At 52.0% G+C, this 18,068-nt stretch carries 24 protein-coding genes; 13 read left to right on the plus strand and 11 right to left on the minus strand.

What is annotated here, in order from left to right:
- Positions 1–19 precede the first annotated feature (19 nt).
- The 3 genes from B9Z35_RS09935 to B9Z35_RS09945 are packed head-to-tail and all read left to right on the plus strand — an operon-like array spanning position 20 to position 2,825.
- Positions 20–1,042, plus strand: coding sequence for a sialic acid TRAP transporter substrate-binding protein SiaP (locus B9Z35_RS09935; protein ID WP_108283560.1), 1,023 nt, complete (start codon positions 20–22; stop codon positions 1,040–1,042).
- A 2-nt stretch (positions 1,043–1,044) separates the two neighbouring features.
- A complete protein-coding gene (locus B9Z35_RS09940; protein WP_108283561.1) occupies positions 1,045–1,521 on the plus strand; it encodes a TRAP transporter small permease in 477 nt (158 codons plus the stop codon).
- Entirely contained in the window at positions 1,518–2,825 is a 1,308-nt protein-coding gene (locus B9Z35_RS09945) for a TRAP transporter large permease (protein WP_108283562.1), read from the plus strand. The genes B9Z35_RS09940 and B9Z35_RS09945 overlap by 4 nt, the downstream gene beginning before the upstream one ends.
- A gap of 107 nt (positions 2,826–2,932) precedes the next feature.
- Here B9Z35_RS09945 and B9Z35_RS09950 read toward each other — a convergent pair whose 3' ends face one another.
- Positions 2,933–4,270 (minus strand): HEAT repeat domain-containing protein, encoded by a 1,338-nt coding sequence (locus tag B9Z35_RS09950; protein ID WP_108283563.1) that lies wholly within the window; start codon positions 4,268–4,270, stop codon positions 2,933–2,935.
- 75 nt (positions 4,271–4,345) lie between these two features.
- Positions 4,346–5,041 carry an orotate phosphoribosyltransferase gene (pyrE, locus tag B9Z35_RS09955; RefSeq protein WP_108283564.1) on the minus strand — a complete coding sequence of 232 codons (696 nt, stop codon included), beginning with the start codon at positions 5,039–5,041 and terminating at the stop codon, positions 4,346–4,348.
- An 11-nt stretch (positions 5,042–5,052) separates the two neighbouring features.
- Between pyrE and B9Z35_RS09960 the strand changes: the two genes are divergently transcribed.
- The 3 genes from B9Z35_RS09960 to B9Z35_RS12985 are packed head-to-tail and all read left to right on the plus strand — an operon-like array spanning position 5,053 to position 6,382.
- Positions 5,053–5,844 carry an exodeoxyribonuclease III gene (locus tag B9Z35_RS09960; RefSeq protein WP_108283565.1) on the plus strand — a complete coding sequence of 264 codons (792 nt, stop codon included), beginning with the start codon at positions 5,053–5,055 and terminating at the stop codon, positions 5,842–5,844.
- Positions 5,845–5,852: 8 nt separating this feature from the next.
- Entirely contained in the window at positions 5,853–6,173 is a 321-nt protein-coding gene (locus B9Z35_RS09965) for a hypothetical protein (RefSeq protein WP_108283566.1), read from the plus strand.
- A gap of 38 nt (positions 6,174–6,211) precedes the next feature.
- Positions 6,212–6,382, plus strand: coding sequence for a hypothetical protein (locus B9Z35_RS12985; RefSeq protein WP_158268138.1), 171 nt, complete (start codon positions 6,212–6,214; stop codon positions 6,380–6,382).
- A gap of 5 nt (positions 6,383–6,387) precedes the next feature.
- Here B9Z35_RS12985 and B9Z35_RS09970 read toward each other — a convergent pair whose 3' ends face one another.
- From B9Z35_RS09970 to B9Z35_RS10005, 9 genes are all read right to left on the minus strand, one after another.
- Positions 6,388–7,164 (minus strand): hypothetical protein, encoded by a 777-nt coding sequence (locus B9Z35_RS09970; protein WP_108283567.1) that lies wholly within the window; start codon positions 7,162–7,164, stop codon positions 6,388–6,390.
- 46 nt (positions 7,165–7,210) lie between these two features.
- Positions 7,211–7,864 (minus strand): urease accessory protein UreG, encoded by a 654-nt coding sequence (gene ureG / locus B9Z35_RS09975; RefSeq protein ID WP_370444124.1) that lies wholly within the window; start codon positions 7,862–7,864, stop codon positions 7,211–7,213.
- Positions 7,861–8,586, minus strand: coding sequence for an urease accessory protein UreF (locus B9Z35_RS09980; RefSeq protein ID WP_233246541.1), 726 nt, complete (start codon positions 8,584–8,586; stop codon positions 7,861–7,863). Before B9Z35_RS09980 ends, ureG begins: the two co-directional genes overlap by 4 nt.
- The gene (gene ureE / locus B9Z35_RS09985) at positions 8,558–9,115 is read right to left on the minus strand and encodes an urease accessory protein UreE (protein ID WP_108283569.1); all 558 of its coding nucleotides are present in this window, start codon (positions 9,113–9,115) and stop codon (positions 8,558–8,560) included. Before ureE ends, B9Z35_RS09980 begins: the two co-directional genes overlap by 29 nt.
- Positions 9,116–9,124: 9 nt before the next feature.
- Entirely contained in the window at positions 9,125–10,867 is a 1,743-nt protein-coding gene (gene ureC / locus B9Z35_RS09990) for an urease subunit alpha (protein WP_108283570.1), read from the minus strand.
- Positions 10,867–11,202 carry an urease subunit beta gene (locus B9Z35_RS09995; RefSeq protein WP_108283571.1) on the minus strand — a complete coding sequence of 112 codons (336 nt, stop codon included), beginning with the start codon at positions 11,200–11,202 and terminating at the stop codon, positions 10,867–10,869. Before B9Z35_RS09995 ends, ureC begins: the two co-directional genes overlap by 1 nt.
- Before the next feature lie 12 nt (positions 11,203–11,214).
- Entirely contained in the window at positions 11,215–11,379 is a 165-nt protein-coding gene (locus B9Z35_RS12990; protein WP_158268139.1) for a hypothetical protein, read from the minus strand.
- A 5-nt stretch (positions 11,380–11,384) separates the two neighbouring features.
- On the minus strand, positions 11,385–11,687 hold the full coding sequence (locus tag B9Z35_RS10000; RefSeq protein WP_108283572.1) for an urease subunit gamma: 303 nt from the start codon (positions 11,685–11,687) through the stop codon (positions 11,385–11,387).
- Between the two features lie 146 nt (positions 11,688–11,833).
- Entirely contained in the window at positions 11,834–12,667 is an 834-nt protein-coding gene (locus B9Z35_RS10005; RefSeq protein WP_108283573.1) for an urease accessory protein UreD, read from the minus strand.
- Positions 12,668–12,717: 50 nt separating this feature from the next.
- Here B9Z35_RS10005 and B9Z35_RS10010 point away from each other — a divergent pair, with 50 nt between their 5' ends.
- The 7 genes from B9Z35_RS10010 to B9Z35_RS10035 all read left to right on the plus strand — a co-directional run bounded on the left by B9Z35_RS10010 (position 12,718) and on the right by B9Z35_RS10035 (position 17,994).
- Entirely contained in the window at positions 12,718–13,998 is a 1,281-nt protein-coding gene (locus B9Z35_RS10010; protein WP_255416689.1) for a TIGR03862 family flavoprotein, read from the plus strand.
- 81 nt (positions 13,999–14,079) lie between these two features.
- Positions 14,080–14,484 carry an aspartate 1-decarboxylase gene (gene panD, locus B9Z35_RS10015; protein ID WP_108283574.1) on the plus strand — a complete coding sequence of 135 codons (405 nt, stop codon included), beginning with the start codon at positions 14,080–14,082 and terminating at the stop codon, positions 14,482–14,484.
- Between the two features lie 69 nt (positions 14,485–14,553).
- Positions 14,554–16,077 carry a hypothetical protein gene (locus B9Z35_RS10020; RefSeq protein ID WP_108283575.1) on the plus strand — a complete coding sequence of 508 codons (1,524 nt, stop codon included), beginning with the start codon at positions 14,554–14,556 and terminating at the stop codon, positions 16,075–16,077.
- A gap of 309 nt (positions 16,078–16,386) precedes the next feature.
- Complete coding sequence (locus B9Z35_RS10025; RefSeq protein ID WP_108283576.1) at positions 16,387–16,569, plus strand: hypothetical protein; 183 nt, start codon at positions 16,387–16,389, stop codon at positions 16,567–16,569.
- 254 nt (positions 16,570–16,823) lie between these two features.
- A complete protein-coding gene (locus B9Z35_RS12930) occupies positions 16,824–17,168 on the plus strand; it encodes a hypothetical protein (protein WP_146178986.1) in 345 nt (114 codons plus the stop codon).
- An 81-nt stretch (positions 17,169–17,249) separates the two neighbouring features.
- On the plus strand, positions 17,250–17,480 hold the full coding sequence (locus B9Z35_RS10030; protein WP_108283577.1) for a hypothetical protein: 231 nt from the start codon (positions 17,250–17,252) through the stop codon (positions 17,478–17,480).
- A gap of 193 nt (positions 17,481–17,673) precedes the next feature.
- Positions 17,674–17,994, plus strand: coding sequence for a winged helix-turn-helix domain-containing protein (locus B9Z35_RS10035; RefSeq protein ID WP_158268140.1), 321 nt, complete (start codon positions 17,674–17,676; stop codon positions 17,992–17,994).
- Positions 17,995–18,068 lie beyond the last annotated feature (74 nt).

The raw sequence follows: 18,068 nt of genomic DNA on the forward strand, positions 1-18,068 counted from the left end.
CGATATTGAGGAGACAACAATGCACACATCCACTTTGCTTCGTCGCACACTGCTGGGCTTGGCTGCAGCTTCTGCACTGATGACAGCGAGCACAACAGTCGTATGGGCTCAAAATGCAGCGGGCACCAAAACCCTATTGCGGATCTCTAGCCCTGCAGTGCCAGACGATTGGCACGGGAAGATGTGGGATGTGCTCAAGGAGTCGCTCAACAAGTCAGCGCCTAACCAGTACGACGTGCAAATCAACCTCAACGGTGCTTTGTTCAAGCAAGGTACAGAGCCCGCCGCGATGGCGCGTGGCAATTTGGAGTTGGCCTCTATCTCAGCGTTTGACATTGCCAAGCTAGTCCCTGAGTTTTCTATCTTCACAGCGGGCTATGTCATCCGCGATCCAAAGCACCAACAAAAGGTATTCAACGGACCCATCGGCGAAGAGTTGTTCAAAGCAGCGTCTGAAAAAATGGATGTCACCATCCTTGCCACCGCCTATTTGGGTACGCGTCAACTCAACTTGCGCGACACGCGCAAAGTCAACACGCCCGCCGACCTCAAAGGTGTGAAGTTGCGCATGCCCGGCTCCAAAGAGTGGTTGTTTTTAGGAGACTCACTGGGCGCTACTGCCACACCACTTGCATTTGGCGAGGTGTACATGGGCCTCAAAACCGGCACCATTGACGGCCAAGACAACCCACTACCTACCGTGCGCGCAGCCAAGTTTTATGAAGTCACGCAGCAAATCGTGTTGACCAACCATTTGGTGGATAGTTTGTTCATTGCTGTATCCAACAAAACTTGGAACAGCCTCTCCGCTTCAGAACAAAAGAATCTCAAAGCTGCTGCGCAAGCGGCTGCTAAGTTCAACAACGAGAACCGGATCAAGGAAGAAGCGCAAATTTTGGATTTCTTCAAAAAGCAAGGCTTGAAAGTGAACAAGCCGCACGAAGAGGCTTTCAGACAAACCGTTCAAGCAGCCTACGACAAATCTGAAATGGCGCAAAGCTGGCCCAAGGGCTTGATTGAGCGCATCAACGCAAGCAAATAAAAATGCTCTTGCGAAAAATCGCAAATGCTGTGGGAGGCTTGCTCTTCCTCGCACTGTTCTTCACTTTTCTTGTGCAAATCATTGCGCGATTTATTTTTAACCAGCCTTTGCCTTGGAGCGACGAGCTGGCCGTCATCTTGTATTTGTGGGTCATCTTGTGGGCCTGCGCATTTGTTGTTCCCGAAAAAGAACATGTCATGTTCGATTTGGTATGGAACAGCGTCAACCCCTCTACACGTCGACTGATGCGCATGGTTGGCCACACACTCATCGGCGGTTTGTCTATCGCGGCGATTCCTGCCAGTTGGGAATATGTGCACTTCATGGCACGCGAAAAAACAGCAGTGCTAGGTCTGTCGTTTGAATGGGTGTTTCTGCCTTTCGTGTTGCTACTGGTGTCATTGGCAGCACGCAGCTGGCACGGCTTGGTGCAAGCCATGAACAACCGCGACTCAGATATTCACGAGGTCAAGCCATGACGATGACGCCCCTCAGCGCCCTCGCCGCCGTGTTGGTGCTGGGTATGTTGCTTCGTATGCCCATTGGTTTTTCCATGCTCATGTCCGGTGTGGCTTACCTCATCACCAAAGGCCAAGACTTAGGATTGGTGGCCGAGCAAGTGAGCAACGGGCTGTACAACAGTTATGTGCTGCTGGCCGTACCCCTGTTTGTGTTTGCTGCCAACTTGATGAACGCAGGCACCGTGAGCGAACGCATTTTTGATTTCTGCCGCATCTTGGTAGGCCGCATGCGCGGTGGGTTGGCGCAGGTGGATATTTTGGTCAGCGTCATCTTCTCAGGCATGAGTGGCAGCGCCATTGCCGATGCCGCGGGCCCAGGCCTCGTGACGATTCGCCAGATGCTCAAGAAGCCCGAATACACACGCGGCTTTGCGGGTGCGGTGGTGGTGGCCAGCGCCACGCTGGGCCCCATCATTCCACCGTCCATCCCTATGGTGATTTACGCGCTGGTTTCAGGCGCATCCGTTGGCGCTTTGTTCTTAGGCGGCGTAGTGCCAGGTTTGTTGATGACGGTGCTCATGATGTGCGTGGTGCACTTCATTGCCACCAAACGCAACATGCCACGCGAAGAGCCTATTCCCATGCACGAATGGCCCAGCATTCTGTTTCGCGGCGCGTTGCCTCTGTCTATGCCCATCGTGTTGCTTGGGGGCATTTACTCGGGCGCGTTCACGCCCACTGAGGCTGCAGCTGTTGCCGCATTGCACGCGCTGATTTTGTCTACTGTGGTGTACCGCGCGTTGACTTGGCGCAGCTTTTGGGGCGTGGTGATGGAGTCCACGCGGGCGAGTGCGGTCATCACTATCATCTTGGCAGGCTCATTCATCTTGAACTACGCCTTCACCGCTGAGCAGGTGCCGCAACACATGGCCGCGTGGGTGGACAGCATGCAGCTCAGCCGCATTCAGTTCTTACTGATGGTCAACGTGCTGTTCTTGGTGCTAGGCTGCTTTCTTGACGTGTCGGTGCTGCTGCTGGTGTTTGTGCCCATGCTCTTGCCTGCTGTGAATGTTCTGGGTATTGACCTCGTTCACTTTGGCGTCTTGGTCGTGCTCAACATGATGATTGGCCTGATTCATCCACCCTTTGGCATGCTGCTGTTTGTCACCAAAGCCCTCACCGGCATTCCTATTGGCGAGATGATGCGCGAAGGCTGGATGTTTTTGGTGATGCTGTTGGGCTTGTTACTTGCCCTGACGTTTCTCCCGGAGCTGGTACTTTGGTTGCCACGCACCATGGGCTACGGCGTGGCTGCCACATGATTTTTTGAAGGCTCAAGCCGATCGTCCATTTGCCTGGTCAATTGTTGAAACTAGCGCAGGCGCATCGCTCTTCGTGCGCATGGTGCGCTGACCAAATTCAATAACTGTTACGGTATGTCTGCCCTTTTGCGCAAAAATTTTGCTGCCGCTTTACTCGATTCAGTCGCCCAATCAACATCGATTTTCTGAGCTGCAATCCGTTCAGGTTTTCGTCCCACAGCACCAGCAGAAATGCCATTTGGTTCAAATTGCGTCGCTTGGAATCCTGACAGGGCCAGTTCCGTTAAATAAGCTCTGGCTTGCGCGTTCGGACTCTGTGCCAAAGCGCCTATGCCCATATGCGCCAATCTTTGACATGCTTTCAGCTCATCTGCACCAGCGCCGCTCGCACACCAAAAGCTAGGGCGTGTCGCCCGAATCACCATAGCCGTGGCTTGATCTGTCACATCTGGTGTTTCATTTTTCGCCAACGCAATGATGGCTATCTCTTTCATCTCACGCAAATGGCTGGCTGGCCTTTGCTGTGCATAAGTCATCACAACCGCTGCTGATTGCGTACCACCTAATTGACCTAACACGGCCAAAGCATTGGCTTGCACGCTTGGCGACTCCTGATCATTGAGAAGCTGAGCCAAAGGCAACAACTCTGCATCGCTGAGTGTTTTGAATGGACTCAAATCCAAACCATGCAAACCTGCATGACGCACCTGTGTCGCCACATCTGTTGCAGCCATCGGTTGCGTTCGCAACGCAGGCAACTGAGCTGTCACCGCAGCCTGCACCACTTTCGGCTGAAGCGATTCGCCTAAGTTGCCATATTGGCGTACCTCATAACGTTCGAGTTCGGTAGAGTAAGGCTGCGGAGTGGGTGTCATCACGCGATGCAAATCATTGGCATGCCCTAATTGCACCGAATGCCCCATTTCATGCAGCCACAAGATATGGTCTGTTGTTCCGTAGTTGCTAGATGCTCCATCCACTGTGCCTTGAACCACAACGGTTGGACTACCAACCGGCGTGCACCCTAATATCACGGTGGTTTCGACAGTGTGATTGCCGCAGCTCCAAATTTTATTGGTGATGAACAGGCGCAGCTGTTTGTTGTTTTCGCTGCGTATACGGCTGCTCATGCGTAAGATGTCTTGCGAGTACAAGTCTTCCCAGTTGTCGCTGATTTGTATGTTGGGCAGCACATCAAATTGAATGTCGATGCCTCGATCACGCAAAGTTTGCTGAACGCCTGACAATACAGCCTGCACCTCTGCTAGGTCGTAATGACTGATACTCTGGTCTGCAGCCCGGTACACCTGCACCTTGACTGGATGCGACACGCCAGATGTCTCTGAATACACCAAAGGCTGAGTCGCCACACAAGCACTCAGCAATGATGCAACGCCAACAGCCCAGGCTGTGCGACCCAATGTGGCAATGGATTGAAACCCCATATGCGTCCCCTGTCTATTTTGAAAACACCTATTTGAAAATAGATGCCTCGACAAAGGTGCATGTCTCGGTTCAGATCACACGCCGTAACGCTCTCGATAGGTTTGCGTGCGGTCTAAATGTTCGGCCATATCGCCCGTGGCATGCGCGCTCAAATAAGTCAACAAGTCACTCAGCTCTGCAATTGCACACACCTGCAGCCCGACTTGCTCACGCACGTATTGCACGGCACTGTAAGGCACGTCTTTTGTCGAGCCATCGGCTTGTTTTTCAGTGGCCATTTCTTGGCGATCCAGCGCAATCGCCACAGCGTGTGGTGTGGCACCTGCGGCTTTGATCAGGGCGATGGATTCACGAGCCGCAGTGCCTGCGCTCATCACGTCGTCCACGATCAACACGCGACCTTTGAGTGGCGCACCCACCAAGCTGCCGCCTTCGCCGTGGTCTTTGGCTTCTTTGCGGTTGTAGGCAAAGGGCACGTTCTTGCCCAAACGGGCCAGCTCAATCGCCACAGCTGCGCCCAAAGGAATGCCTTTGTAGGCGGGGCCAAAAATCATGTCGAACTCGATGCCGCTTTGTACCAAGCGTTGCGCGTAAAAGCTGGCGAGCTTGCCCAATTTCGCGCCATCGTCAAACAAACCGGCATTGAAGAAGTAAGGGCTCATGCGGCCCGCTTTGGTTTTGAACTCCCCAAATTTCAGTACGCCACAATCCAGCGAAAATTGCACAAATTCTTGTGCCAACGCATCGTTGGCAGCCACACTCTGACTCATGGGGAAATTCCTTGTTCAAACTAACCAGCCTCAACCTCAACGGCATTCGTTCGGCCGCCCGCAAGGGCGTGGAAGCTTGGCTCGAAAAAGCCAGCCCTGATTGTATTTGCGTCCAAGAAATCAAAGCCCAAGCCTCCGATGTCGTGGGTAGCTTCGACACCTTGGCCGGTTTGAAAGGCCACTTTCACTACGCCCAGAAAAAAGGCTACTCGGGCGTGGGCGTGTACACCAAGCACGAGCCCAGCGATGTGATCGTGGGTTTTGACGGCGGCGAGTTCGATGCCGAAGGCCGCTACATCGAGCTGCGTTTTGACACGCCCACACAAAAACTGTCCATCATCAGCAGCTACTTTCCCAGCGGATCATCCGGCCCTGAGCGCCAAGAAGCCAAGTACCGTTTCTTAGATGCCATGTATCCACACCTGCAAGCTTTGAAGAACGGCCGCGAGTTTGTGCTCTGCGGCGATATCAACATCGCCCACAAAGAAGCTGACTTGAAGAACTGGAAAGGCAACCAAAAGAACAGCGGCTTCTTGCCCGAAGAACGTGCGTGGATGACCAAGCTCACCACCGAAGGCGGCATTGTGGATGTTTACCGACAGCTAGAGCCGGACGCCACCGACGCCGCCTACACCTGGTGGAGCAACCGCGGCCAAGCCTATGCGAACAACGTGGGTTGGCGTTTGGACTACCACTTGGCCACGCCAGCACTCGCGGCCAAAGCCAGGGAAACGAACACTTTCAAAGACATCAAATTCAGTGACCATGCGCCGCACACGATTGCCTATGAGGGTTTGATTTAAAGACGGACATGCGTGAGCGTCACAACGTCTACGTGATTGAGTTGGACAAGGACGTCTTGTACGAAGCCAAGTTCAAAAAAGCCAATCCCGATTACGTCACTGGCAAGCCCTGCGTCTACGTGGGCATGACGGGCCACGACCCAGATCATCGCTTCGACCAACACAAAGCGGGCATCAAATCCAACAAGTACGCCATGAAATACGGCATACGGTTGATGCCTGAGATCTATGAAAAGCTCAATCCCATGCCCTATGGAGATGCCCAATACATGGAAGTTGACTTAGCGATCAGACTGCAAAAACTGGGCTACGGGGTGTGGCAGAACTAATTTTTGCAAAAATCCCGATACACATTAAGATACAAAGCATGAAAAAGCTGCCGAAAATTGAATTGAATCAGTTGACGCCATTTGCGGTGGGCGTGTCTATTTTGGGGTTTTGCCTGATGCAAACAGACACGCTGATGAATCTTGGCGCGATTCTGTTTTCGCTTGGACTGCTGCCTCTGGCCGTGATGGTTTCTAAATACAAAGATTGATCAACTTAAAACGGGTAACTCACGATTGCCTTAACTGTCCAAGTATCGGTGACTGAGGTTGTGCCTTTGCCCACACCAAAGTTGAAATCAAACGGTTCGCCTTCGTAGTCCATCACCACATACGTTGATTTTTCTTGTTGATCATTCGGCAAGATGCTGTTCAATCGGCCTTTGCCGTTGTAATGCTCTAGGCCCAATGCGACAGACTCTGAGACCTTCCTCGCCACCTTGGTCGCGAGTGTGAAATCAGGCGATCCATGTGTGTAGCCGCTAGAAATATCCCACCCAAAAATTGGGTTCACGGCCAACAACCAATCTTTGTTTTTCCAACCCGCGATGGTCCGCACTTCAGTGCTTCGTATGGACTCTGAAAACTGCGACTTGACTTGCCCCACTTCTAAGTTCAACCCGCTGAACCAGCCGCTGTTTTCGTTGGGCTGAATAGGCAGCCATTTGATACGCGCTTTGGCGCCAGCTGCATAGTAATGACCATCCCCACTTCGCACCGTGGGAATGTAGAGGCCGACATCGACCGTCTTGGTCAACCCCCAAGAAATTTCAGGCGTCACACGCAGGCCATGATGATTCAAGACTTCACCGGGATAGCTAGGCGTTGTCACGCCTTTGGGTGTGGTGTTGATGTGCAACTCCAAGCCCAATTCACCCGGTTGATTAATGTCATCGGTGTAAACCTGAATTTCGTCTTGAAGCGACGCATGTGCGGTCTGCACGCACGCAGCCATCACTGCCAATGACAAGAAAAATCGAAATACTTTAGACATGGATGATGCGCAAATGTATGGGGAAACAACCCCTATTCTCGCCTGATTACAACAACATGCCTTTGGTCTCAATGAACTTCACCACTTCTTGCAAACCATCGAGGGTTCGCAAATTGGTCATCACAAAAGGCCTCAAACCACTCACATTGGTGCGCATGCGAATGGTGTCGGCTTCCATAACATCCAAATTAGCACCGACGTGGGGCGCAAGATCAGTTTTATTGATGATGAACAAATCGCTCTTGGTGATGCCAGGCCCACCTTTGCGTGGAATTTTTTCGCCGGCCGCCACGTCGATAACGTAAATCGTCAAGTCACTCAACTCGGGGCTGAAAGTGGCAGCCAAATTGTCACCACCACTCTCAATGAAGACCACGTCGGCATCTGGAAACTCGACCAACATGCGGTCGATGGCTTCAAGGTTAATGGATGCATCTTCACGAATTGCGGTGTGCGGACAGCCACCCGTCTCCACGCCCATGATGCGCTCCGCGGGCAATGCACCACTAATTGTGAGCAAGCGCTGGTCCTCCTTGGTGTAGATGTCATTGGTAATGGCCACAAGATCGTATTTGTCACGCATGGCTTTGCACAGCATTTCCAGTAAAGTTGTTTTACCAGAGCCAACAGGGCCGCCTATGCCCACCCGCAAGGGCGGCAATTTTTTGGAGCGGTGTGCGATGTTGTGTAGGTGCTTCATGATCGGAACAGTCGTGAGTATTGGGTTTCGTGTTGGGCCGAGAGAATGGCCAGCATGGGTGAAAAGGCTTGACGCGTGCCGTCTGTTACTTGCAGTGCGTGACTGACGGCACGTGCAATGTGCTGCGCAAGTTTCGTCAAGATACGCTGCCCGGAGTTTTGTCCAAGTGGCACCGATTTGATAGCAGCTTGAACCATGTTTTCTGCCCAACCAAAAGCGTAGGCTTGCAGGCATTGCTCTAACGATGCGCCAGTGCGCGACAAAGCCAACGCAAACATCAGTGGATAGGTGGGCACCCATCGGTTACACATCGCGATGGTGTCTGCATCGATGGCATCTTGGTTGCGCAGCCACTCCAACATCGAGCGACCCATTTGTTCACTCTGCAAACGTAGCTCGGCGCTTTCGCGTGTGGCGTGCACCCATTGGCTCAAGACCTCTAAGCGTTCGTGATCCAAGGCTTGCCATGCGACGATCATTTGACCGAGCACCGACATGTCTCCACGCGATTGCGTGAGGTGTAGTTGATCCACCAACCAATCAGCAGCGCTGTACTCGTCATGCACCAAGCCGTGGTCGATCGCACCCTCTAAGCCTTCGGAATACGAGAAGCCTCCAATCGGCAGCGCGGGTGACGCGAGCCAAATGAGTTGAATCAGCGCTGGCGTAGAAGACGACACTGAAATTGCCGCATCAATGGTCATGCTTGCTGTTGGGTCCATGCACGTGGCCATGTGCATGATCTGTGTGAGAGTGGCCGTGATCGTGCGAGTGCCCATGACCTTGCGCATGTCCGTGGCTGCTGTAGGCACCGCCTTCAGGCTCGAACGCTTCTTGCACAGTCACCACCGTCATGTGCATAGCGCGCAGCATGTCGGCTAGTACGTGGTCGGGCTCAATTTTCAAATGGTCGGGTTGTAACTCAATCGGCACATGGCGGTTACCCAAGTGATAGGCAGCACGTGTCAAATCAAACGACGAGCCGTGTTCGGCACACGCGGTGATGCGCAGCACTTCTTGCGGTGCAGCTTGCACGCGCACGAGTGAGCCATCTTCCAACACCAGCACATCGCCGCCGCGCACCAAGGTGCCACGTGCCAGAAACACACCAAAGGCACGGCCATTTGAATCAGTCGCATCAAAGCGGCTTTTTTGGCGCACGTCCCAGTCCAGCTCCACGGTGGCGGCGCGTTTGACCAGTGCCGCGGCCAAGCCTTGGCCGCCCGCGATTAATTTAGAACAAGTGAGCATCAGAGAAATTTAAAACAAGAAATAACGTTGGGTCATGGGCAAACTCACCGCGGGTTCGCAGGTGAGCAAATGACCATCGGCACGCACTGCATAGGTTTGTGCATCCACTTCCATGCGCGGCGCGTAGTCGTTGTGAATCATGTCACGTTTTCCAACGTTGCGAATGTTCTTCACAGCACTCAAGGTTTTATGCAAACCAAACTTTTTTCCAATGCCTGCAGCTAAGCCAGCTTGCGACACGAAAGTGAGCGAGCCACGGTGCAGTGCACCGCCATACGCGCCAAACATGGGCCGGTAGTGCACGGGCTGAGGCGTGGGAATAGACGCATTGGGGTCACCCATCGCAGCCATGGCAATGAAACCACCTTTCAAAATAATGCTGGGCTTGATGCCAAAGAACGCAGGCTTCCACACCACCAAGTCGGCCCACTTGCCCACCTCCACACTGCCCACTTCGTGGCTGATGCCGTGGGCAATCGATGGGTTGATGGTGTACTTGGCGATGTAGCGCTTCACGCGTGCGTTGTCGTGACGGTCGGTGTCCCCTGGCAGTAAGCCGCGCTGCGCTTTCATCTTGTGTGCGGTTTGCCACGTGCGAATGATCACCTCACCCACACGACCCATGGCTTGGCTGTCGCTGCTCATCATGCTGATGGCGCCTAGGTCGTGCAAGATGTCTTCAGCCGCAATCGTCTCGCGGCGAATGCGGCTTTCGGCAAAGGCGAGGTCTTCTGCAATTGCAGGGTCGAGGTGATGACACACCATGAGCATGTCCACATGCTCGTCAAGGGTGTTCACCGTGTAAGGACGCGTGGGGTTAGTCGAGCTGGGCAACACATTGGCCTCGCCCACCACTTTCAAAATATCGGGCGCGTGACCACCACCCGCACCTTCGGTGTGGAAGGTGTGGATGGTGCGGCCTTTGAAGGCGGCCACCGTGTCTTCCACAAAGCCCGACTCATTGAGCGTGTCGGTGTGGATGGCCACTTGTGTGTCGGTGGCTTCGGCCACGTTCAAACAGTTGTCAATCGCGGCAGGTGTGGTGCCCCAGTCTTCGTGCAGCTTCAAACCAATCGCGCCTGCGTTGATCTGCTCGTGCAGCGAATCGGGCAGAGCGGCATTGCCTTTGCCCAAGAAACCGAGGTTCATGGGGAATGCATCTGCCGCTTGCAGCATGCGTTCAATGTTCCAAGCGCCGGGTGTGCAGGTGGTGGCAAACGTGCCAGTGGCTGGACCTGTGCCGCCGCCAAGCATGGTGGTCACGCCGCTCGTCAACGCTTCTTCAATTTGCTGAGGTGCGATGAAGTGGATGTGTGTATCGACACCACCCGCGGTGACGATGTTGCCTTCGCAGCTGATCACCTCGGTGCCTGGGCCAATGACGATGTCTACGCCCGGTTGTGTGTCTGGGTTGCCCGCTTTGCCAATGGCCACAATGCGGCCACCTTTCAAACCAATGTCGGCTTTGACAATTCCCCAGTGGTCGATGATGAGCGCGTTGGTCATCACGGTGTCCACGGCACCGCCCGCTTGCGGGCCCGTGCCTGCACCGTCACGTGTGCGCTGTGATTGCGCCATGCCATCGCGAATGGTTTTGCCGCCGCCGAACTTCACCTCTTCGCCGTAGCCACCCGCTTGCAGCGTGAAGTCTTTTTCAACCTCAACCACCAAGTTGGTGTCTGCCAAGTGCAAGCGGTCGCCCACGGTGGGGCCAAACATTTCAGCGTAGGCGCGTTTGCCGATGGTTGCCATTACTTGTGTCCTTTATCGGCTGCGCCTTGATCAATCGCACCATTCACCAAACCGCGAAAGCCAAACACTTGGCGGTCGCCACTCAGGTCCACCAACTCGACCGTGCGTTGTTGGCCTGGTTCAAACCGCACCGCGGTGCCTGATGCAATGTTTAATCGCATGCCGTGTGCGGCAACGCGATCAAAACTCAAGCCAGCATTCGTTTCTGCAAAGTGGTAGTGCGAGCCCACTTGGATGGGGCGGTCGCTGGCGTTTTTTACGACGAGTGTGTGCGTGCGTCGCCCTGGGTTGAGGATGTGTTCGCCCTCATCGAGCAACAGTTCACCGGGTGTCATATATGCCTCGCTTTATTTGCCACGACCCATCCACCACATGGCGGCGATGATGGCAAGCGCAGCCAAAAACCCCCAAGCATCTGTGGCGTGGTAGTGCGAAGCGCCTTCCATGCCATGGCCTTCGTGCGCGAAGGCCAAAATTGGTAAGAGCGTGACGAGAGAGAAAAGTGTCTTCATAGCATTCAAACAATGGGTTGGTGAACGGTCACAAGCTTAGTGCCGTCGGGGAAGGTAGCTTCAACTTGGATGTCCGGAATCATCTCGGCTACGCCGTCCATTACGTCGGCACGGGTCAGCACATTGCGGCCATCGCTCATCAATTGCGCCACGGTTTTGCCGTCGCGCGCACCTTCCATCACGGCGGCGCTGATGAGGGCTACGGCCTCGGGGTAGTTGAGCTTCAAGCCACGTGCTTGTCGGCGCTCGGCCAACAAGGCGGCAGTGAAGATCAAGAGCTTGTCTTTTTCGCGAGGGGTGAGTTCCATAGTGATTCGAAGTATGCAACATGCGTGCCCTTTTTTGCACAGTTTTGTTCTCTCCAGATGTCTGCGTTGGTGCGTAACTGCAGATCACATGCGCCATTTCTGTGCATGATGCTCAATCTTGAAGATCTATTGCGGATCAAGTCGAATTACATAGACCAAATACGCGGCGGCTTGTCCCCCATCGCCCACAGCCCACGCCGCCAAGCCGCCCAAACCCCACGCAACAAATTCTGCGCTGGCTCCACCAATGGGGACAAGGTGCGCATCACCACAATGCGCGGATGTGGTGATGTCACGCCCGCTAACAAACCCACTGGTGCAGCCTCCGCCAACTCACGCGCTAAGGCCAAAGCCAAATCGCGTCGCTCGCGCGGCAAATCTGCGCCGCACGCAAACACCAACGTGGCCATGCATCGGCGCTTGGCCAAACCCAAAGGCCCATCCATCAAACGTGTGTCTTGTGCATCAATCAAGCCCCGCTCTAGCCACACACCCGACACTTCCATGTGCTGCTGCAACTGTCCGCGCTCAAAAGGTAAATTGGCATTTGGTAAACCCAACGCCGTGATGTCCCACGCCATCATCTCGGCGCTGGGTGAAAGGTCAAACACAGCATGGTTCAAACCGTGGCAGCCGTTGTAGGCAATGGTTTCGAGTGGCAGCCACTCTAAGCGAGCGCCATCGCCCAAATGGGCTTTGACTTGTTGCGTAGCCAAACCTTGCTCGCTTCTGTAAAAGCGTGTCGCGCCGGGTGTGGTCAACAACGCATGTGTGCCCGCGCCCAAGTTCAACTGAATGTCCAACAAGTCGCCGCTGACCAAGCCACTGGGCGGGTGCACCAGCACGTTGTGGCACACCGCGTCACCTTCTGGGTAAAGACTTTGCAATACACGCAGCGGGCCTTCGTGTTCGAATTTCGCCACCGTGCGCTGATCGGCACGTGTGTAGTTAAGTTTGAGATGTGCTTGCCAACCAGTCATGCGCTAATTTTCGCTCACGATGCAGCGTATTCGCCGCCTACACTTAGCAGGTGACTACAAATTCCAACAAACAAATCGCCATCATTGGCGCGGGCCCCTCCGGCCTCATGGCTGCTGAAGTGCTCAGCGCAGCAGGCGTTCATGTGCATGTGTATGACGCCATGCCCTCCGTCGGCCGCAAATTTTTACTCGCAGGCCTGGGTGGACTCAACCTCACACACGCAGAGCCTTTTGATATCTTCACCACCCGCTACGCCGAGCGCAGCGAGGCTTGCGCGGCTTGGCTTAAAACATTTGATGCGGCTGCTATTTGCGAATGGGTCAAGGGCCTTGGCCTTGACACGTTTGTGGGCAGCTCGCAGCGCATCTTCCCCACAGACATGAAAGCCGCACCGCTGCTGCGTGCGTGGTTACACCGCTTGCGCCACCCAGCGCAAGGTGTTCCTGTGACGTTTCATATGCGCCACCGTTGGAACGGTGCCTTGCAGCACGCGGCTAACAAGTTCACGCTCAGCTTCGACACCGCCCAAGGCACACACAGCACACAAGCCGATGCCGTGCTGTTGGCATTGGGCGGCGGCAGTTGGGCCAAGCTGGGCTCAGACGGAGCATGGCAACCTTGGCTGGGCGCATTGGGCATTGACGTGTCACCACTGCGCCCCAGTAACTGCGGTTTTGATGTGCAAGGCCGTGATGGTCAGACTGGATGGAGCAGCCACTTGTCGGGCCAGTTTGCAGGCACACCGCTCAAATCTGTGGCTTTGTCGTTCACCGACAGTGCGGGCCTCACCTTTAGCCGTCGAGGTGAATTTGTGGTTACCGCCACGGGCCTGGAAGGCAGTTTGGTTTATGCCGCGTCTGCACTGTTACGCGACGAAATTGCACGCAATGGCTCTGCCACCTTGCAGCTTGACCTCAAACCTGACTTCACGCCCGAGCGCGTGTTGGCTGAGGTCTCGCACCCGCGTGGCACACGCTCGCTCAGCAGTCATTTGAAAAGCCGCCTCAACCTCACCGCTTTGCATTTGGGCTTGTTGCACGAAGTTCTGAGCAAAGAAGCGATGAACAACTCGGTCCAATTGGCAGCGGCCATCAAGCATCTGCCCATCACACTGACTGCGACGCGCCCCATCGATGAAGCCATCAGCAGCGCAGGTGGCGTTCGCCTTGAAACACTGGACGCACACCTCATGGCCACGGCCTTACCCGGCTTGTTTGTGGCGGGTGAAATGTTGGACTGGGAAGCATCCACAGGCGGCTACCTACTTAGCGCTTGCTTGGCCAGTGGCCGTGTGGCTGGCCTAGGCGCAGCAAAGCTTTTAGGTGCTTGATATGAGCTGAGCCTTGTTAGCCAAGGCTCAGTTTCGGGCTCTATGATTAGGGCATTGCTTAGTTTTTAAATCTTTCTCACCATGTTCCGCACCCTCCTCAAGTCGAAGATCCACCGCGTTGCCACAACACAGTGCGAGCTCCATTACGAAGGCTCCTGCGCCATCGACGAAAACCTGCTGGACGCCGCCAACATTTGTGAGAACGAACAAGTCCACATATGGAACATCAACAACGGCGAACGCTTCATCACCTACGCCATCAAAGGCGAGCGCGGCTCGGGCATGATTTCGGTCAACGGTTCAGCCGCACGTCGTGCCAGTGTGGGTGACTTGTTGATCATTGCGTCATTCGCGCAAGTGCATGAAGACCAAGTGGCTGGCCATGAACCTCAGCTGGTGTTTGTGGATGAGAAGAACCAGCAAGTGAGCTTGCGCCACCATGTGCCGACCCAGGCTGCGCCTGGGCATGGAACGGATGAATGTTGAGTTAACGCAGCAAATCAACAAACCCGCTCGTAAGCGGGTTTTGTTTTTCAACATCTGTGAGGTCTAGAAATGGGAATGCTTAAACACTATCTACTTTTTCTAGGTATGTATGGCGTTGGAATTTCACTCCTGTTAGGAGGGATGGTTTCTCTACTGATTCCCATTCGATACGCTGGACTCATTCATACGCTTTCAAAGCCGCTGACTTACGCTGCCTTCATTTTTACTGCGTCATGTTCTATTTTGTATTTGTTCTACCCGAACTTCATTGATCATCTAGAACCCACCATCACGCAAATCACTTTGATATGGATGCAGGGTGGCGACTTGTATCCACCAATAGACGCCCCATCCAAGCACGGTCTTCTCTATGGCCCGGCGCTTTATTGGGTTCAATATCCATTTCTAGCAATTAGCAACGATCTCATCCTAAGCTCCAAATTACCTAGCGTGCTTGCTTTCAACGCGGCTTGCTGTCTACTTTTTTACAGTTATAAGAATGCACTATCTAGAGCGTATTTGCTTTTATTGCTCCCTTTTAACCTGATTCTTTTTTGGAATCGCGCGGAACCTTACTTCGTCTTACTGGTCGCGTTGGCTGTTTTTGTTATTGAGCAACAACCCAAATCCCAAGCACTGTTGCTAGGTGTATTGGCAGGTCTTGCGAGCTCTTTTAAAGCTCATGGAATTTTGTACATCCTGCCCTTCTTAATTTTCTTTTGCAACTATTCTTTTCGTCACAGTGTCCAATTCGCTATCGCATTTAGCTTGATATGTCTAAGCTTTTTCTTAGATCGCCAAACATCACTGCTTCAATATTTTGAATATTTGAAATTGGCAACAATGCACGGCATTTCTTTTGCGTACTTCGAAAAGAATCTGTTTTTTCTTTTGCTGACATGGGTGCCCATTGCACTAACGTTCAAATACACCACCACATCAAAGTTCGATGCATACAGATGGTTTGGCGTTGTTTTTATTGAGATCCTAGTTGTCATTGCTGGTTCAAAACCTGGCGCAGGTGTTCACCATCTGATTCCTATTGTCGTTTTGAATTCGTTTCTATACGACATCCAATTACGACAAATTCATAGCACTGACGTTAAGTTTTCATCCATCAAAATCGGATTTGTAATTTTGGCTCTTTACGTACTTTCCTTTGTTTGGAAAAATATTTATGAGTCAGAAATCAAAAGTAATGCAGTGATTGAGTCTCAATTTCAAGCGAAGCAGGAAATTCAAATACTCAATGAGAAATTTCCAAACTTGTTGATGGGCGTCACAGACAAAGAAAATGACAACTACCGCCTGACATTTTTAAGGCCCTACTTGGTTAAGCCCACAGCTTCTCAATTTGAATTTGCTGGGTTCATGGATTTGAACTATTCAGGTGTTTCAGACAAACTATTTGCGACAGAACTCGAACACTGTAAGTACAAGTACATTGCTATGCCTAACAGTGGGGCACCATTTTCAATCGTGAACTTTTACACGGATCAGCCACTTTTTTCTGAAGTGACAAGAAATGCGTTTCATGATCACTACCGACCTCAATACATAGGCGCGTTCTTCTCCGTTTATGAATGTCGTTGATGAACTGCTTGCACGCCATTTACACACTTACCGAACCAATTCAATTGCTCCCCTAAAGCATAGGTTCTAGAGCGTATTTGTTATTGAATTTGTGTCTGGGTCAATCTAAGATTTTTGGTTGTTATTTGATCAACCATTCACACACACATGAGATTCGCAATCGTCACGTCTTCCATCTCCGCTCTGCTCATCACTGTCGTCAGCGCAATTTCAATCACCGTTCTTTCTTGGTTGTATCCAGCAGTTCAGAACTACAACCCGGCCTCTGAGATGAGTACTGAAATTTCATGGGGCCAAGGTAGCTAAGTTATGAAGCTCAGTTTCATCATCGCGGTGCTTCTCTCAATTACGAGTATCAGCTCGGCAGCGATTCTTTTTTGGCACACCGCACCTCAATCATCTGCAAAAAAATTTGCGCCTCAATCTTCAATAGAAATCAAATGGGGCGAGGGTTCTGAAGCTGGCTCACCTGCTAGCACAACCCGCAATTAATCGATCGCTTAGGCTGTCAGTGGCTGTAGTTGTGCCTAATGCTTGTCAATGCCTTGCGCGTTCCAGCACGCACTAAAAATTGGCAGATCAAGAAAGTTATTTTTTCAACATAGTTGCACGTCCATTTCTTTGTGCGTCAAAACACTTGACGTTATAAAAATCTTATCTGCAACACGTTTCTGTCTCTATACGAAATTGGCTCTAGAACCATCTTGCTATGGCTTGCTGATTCCTTTTAAAAATAGCATTTACACATGTCTAAAACCTTCATATCTTCTCGGCTTTTTCTTATCACTTGCTTCGTTGCAAACATTGCTTCTTTTTCGGCTGTATTTGCAAGGGCTGACTTGTCAAAAACTACTCCCATTGCATTTGGGAACGATGAACAAGATTTTATTTTTACAGGGCTCTGTCCGAATGGCGATGCTTATCGCATTCACGCATACCAAATGGATATTGACGGTTTAACGCAAGCGTTTTATGACTTTGATGGCCCAGCAGGTAAAGGCTCCGTCAAGACCAATGCGGCTCCTAAAAAAATGGTTGTGCGCGTTTGCCATGAATTGGCTGATATCGCAAATGGTTCAAAGTTTGATTGAATGTTCTAGAACCTATTTGCTATTGAGATCGTTATGCGTCGCCTCTCTAATGACCTTACTCATTTTTCTTGAAGAGGTCATATGCAATTCAACTTCAAAAAGCCTATCTCTGGTCTCATAGTCTTGGCAGCGCTTAGTTGTGCGATGTCTGTCTATTCTGAAAATCACAATGTGGCGCCACGCACTTTTGCGAGCAATCAATTCTCTGAATTACCAAATTCACTTAAAGTTGAAAATATTTCTCGTGACTACTCCAACGCCCACATTGAATTGATGAAGAAACCTGATGAAGTGACCATTAGCGCTTTTTGAATCCACCTTATTAACTCAAGCGCCTAGCCCATTGGTTCTAGAACTGATTGCATATTGAATGAACAGCTTCGTCTGCCTAGCATGATCTGGTGAACAAGCTCTTTACGTATCGCCAAACTCAGTCTGACTGAATAACCAAATGCTTCATTTGTCCATTGAGTACAAATTCTCGAACAAACCTACAAGCAACAGGTTGGAACACCCACTTCTAGTTTTGCTTGAAAGTGTCAACGAAACTGGATCTATCAACAAGGCCGCCAAGCACCTGGGGCTGTCATACCGCTATGTTTGGGGCGAGTTAAAACGTTGGGAATCCGAGCTGAACACTAACCTCATCGTTTGGGGCAGAACAAGCAAAGGCGCAGCCTTGACACCAGAAGCGATGCAATTTCTCGAGGAAGTATCTAAAACAGAGATTGACCTAGCGCTTCAAATCGCTCATATTAAAAATCGGGTCGAAAAGTGCGTTTCTGTTTTAAAAAACTCCCGCACTATGCATCTGGCAACGCACTAGCAATTATTTGTAATTACTTACACCTAATAAGCTCTCGGTTAAAACCCATATACAACCAAAATTCAGTTGATCTA

The sequence above is a fragment of the Limnohabitans sp. Jir61 genome (assembly GCF_003063545.1).
Classification (GTDB): Bacteria; Pseudomonadota; Gammaproteobacteria; order Burkholderiales; family Burkholderiaceae_C; genus Limnohabitans.

Coding starts and splice junctions, on each gene's coding strand:
- B9Z35_RS09935 (WP_108283560.1), top strand. CDS start 20: ATGCACACATCCACTTTGCTTCGTCGCACACTGCTGGGCTTGGCTGCA.
- B9Z35_RS09940 (WP_108283561.1), top strand. CDS start 1,045: ATGCTCTTGCGAAAAATCGCAAATGCTGTGGGAGGCTTGCTCTTCCTC.
- B9Z35_RS09945 (WP_108283562.1), top strand. CDS start 1,518: ATGACGATGACGCCCCTCAGCGCCCTCGCCGCCGTGTTGGTGCTGGGT.
- B9Z35_RS09950 (WP_108283563.1), bottom strand. CDS start 4,270: ATGGGGTTTCAATCCATTGCCACATTGGGTCGCACAGCCTGGGCTGTT.
- pyrE (WP_108283564.1), bottom strand. CDS start 5,041: ATGAGTCAGAGTGTGGCTGCCAACGATGCGTTGGCACAAGAATTTGTG.
- B9Z35_RS09965 (WP_108283566.1), top strand. CDS start 5,853: ATGCGTGAGCGTCACAACGTCTACGTGATTGAGTTGGACAAGGACGTC.
- B9Z35_RS12985 (WP_158268138.1), top strand. CDS start 6,212: ATGAAAAAGCTGCCGAAAATTGAATTGAATCAGTTGACGCCATTTGCG.
- B9Z35_RS09970 (WP_108283567.1), bottom strand. CDS start 7,164: ATGTCTAAAGTATTTCGATTTTTCTTGTCATTGGCAGTGATGGCTGCG.
- ureG (WP_370444124.1), bottom strand. CDS start 7,864: ATGAAGCACCTACACAACATCGCACACCGCTCCAAAAAATTGCCGCCC.
- B9Z35_RS09980 (WP_233246541.1), bottom strand. CDS start 8,586: ATGGACCCAACAGCAAGCATGACCATTGATGCGGCAATTTCAGTGTCG.
- ureE (WP_108283569.1), bottom strand. CDS start 9,115: ATGCTCACTTGTTCTAAATTAATCGCGGGCGGCCAAGGCTTGGCCGCG.
- ureC (WP_108283570.1), bottom strand. CDS start 10,867: ATGGCAACCATCGGCAAACGCGCCTACGCTGAAATGTTTGGCCCCACC.
- B9Z35_RS09995 (WP_108283571.1), bottom strand. CDS start 11,202: ATGACACCCGGTGAACTGTTGCTCGATGAGGGCGAACACATCCTCAAC.
- B9Z35_RS12990 (WP_158268139.1), bottom strand. CDS start 11,379: ATGAAGACACTTTTCTCTCTCGTCACGCTCTTACCAATTTTGGCCTTC.
- B9Z35_RS10000 (WP_108283572.1), bottom strand. CDS start 11,687: ATGGAACTCACCCCTCGCGAAAAAGACAAGCTCTTGATCTTCACTGCC.
- B9Z35_RS10005 (WP_108283573.1), bottom strand. CDS start 12,667: ATGACTGGTTGGCAAGCACATCTCAAACTTAACTACACACGTGCCGAT.
- panD (WP_108283574.1), top strand. CDS start 14,080: ATGTTCCGCACCCTCCTCAAGTCGAAGATCCACCGCGTTGCCACAACA.
- B9Z35_RS10020 (WP_108283575.1), top strand. CDS start 14,554: ATGGGAATGCTTAAACACTATCTACTTTTTCTAGGTATGTATGGCGTT.
- B9Z35_RS10025 (WP_108283576.1), top strand. CDS start 16,387: ATGAAGCTCAGTTTCATCATCGCGGTGCTTCTCTCAATTACGAGTATC.
- B9Z35_RS12930 (WP_146178986.1), top strand. CDS start 16,824: ATGTCTAAAACCTTCATATCTTCTCGGCTTTTTCTTATCACTTGCTTC.
- B9Z35_RS10030 (WP_108283577.1), top strand. CDS start 17,250: ATGCAATTCAACTTCAAAAAGCCTATCTCTGGTCTCATAGTCTTGGCA.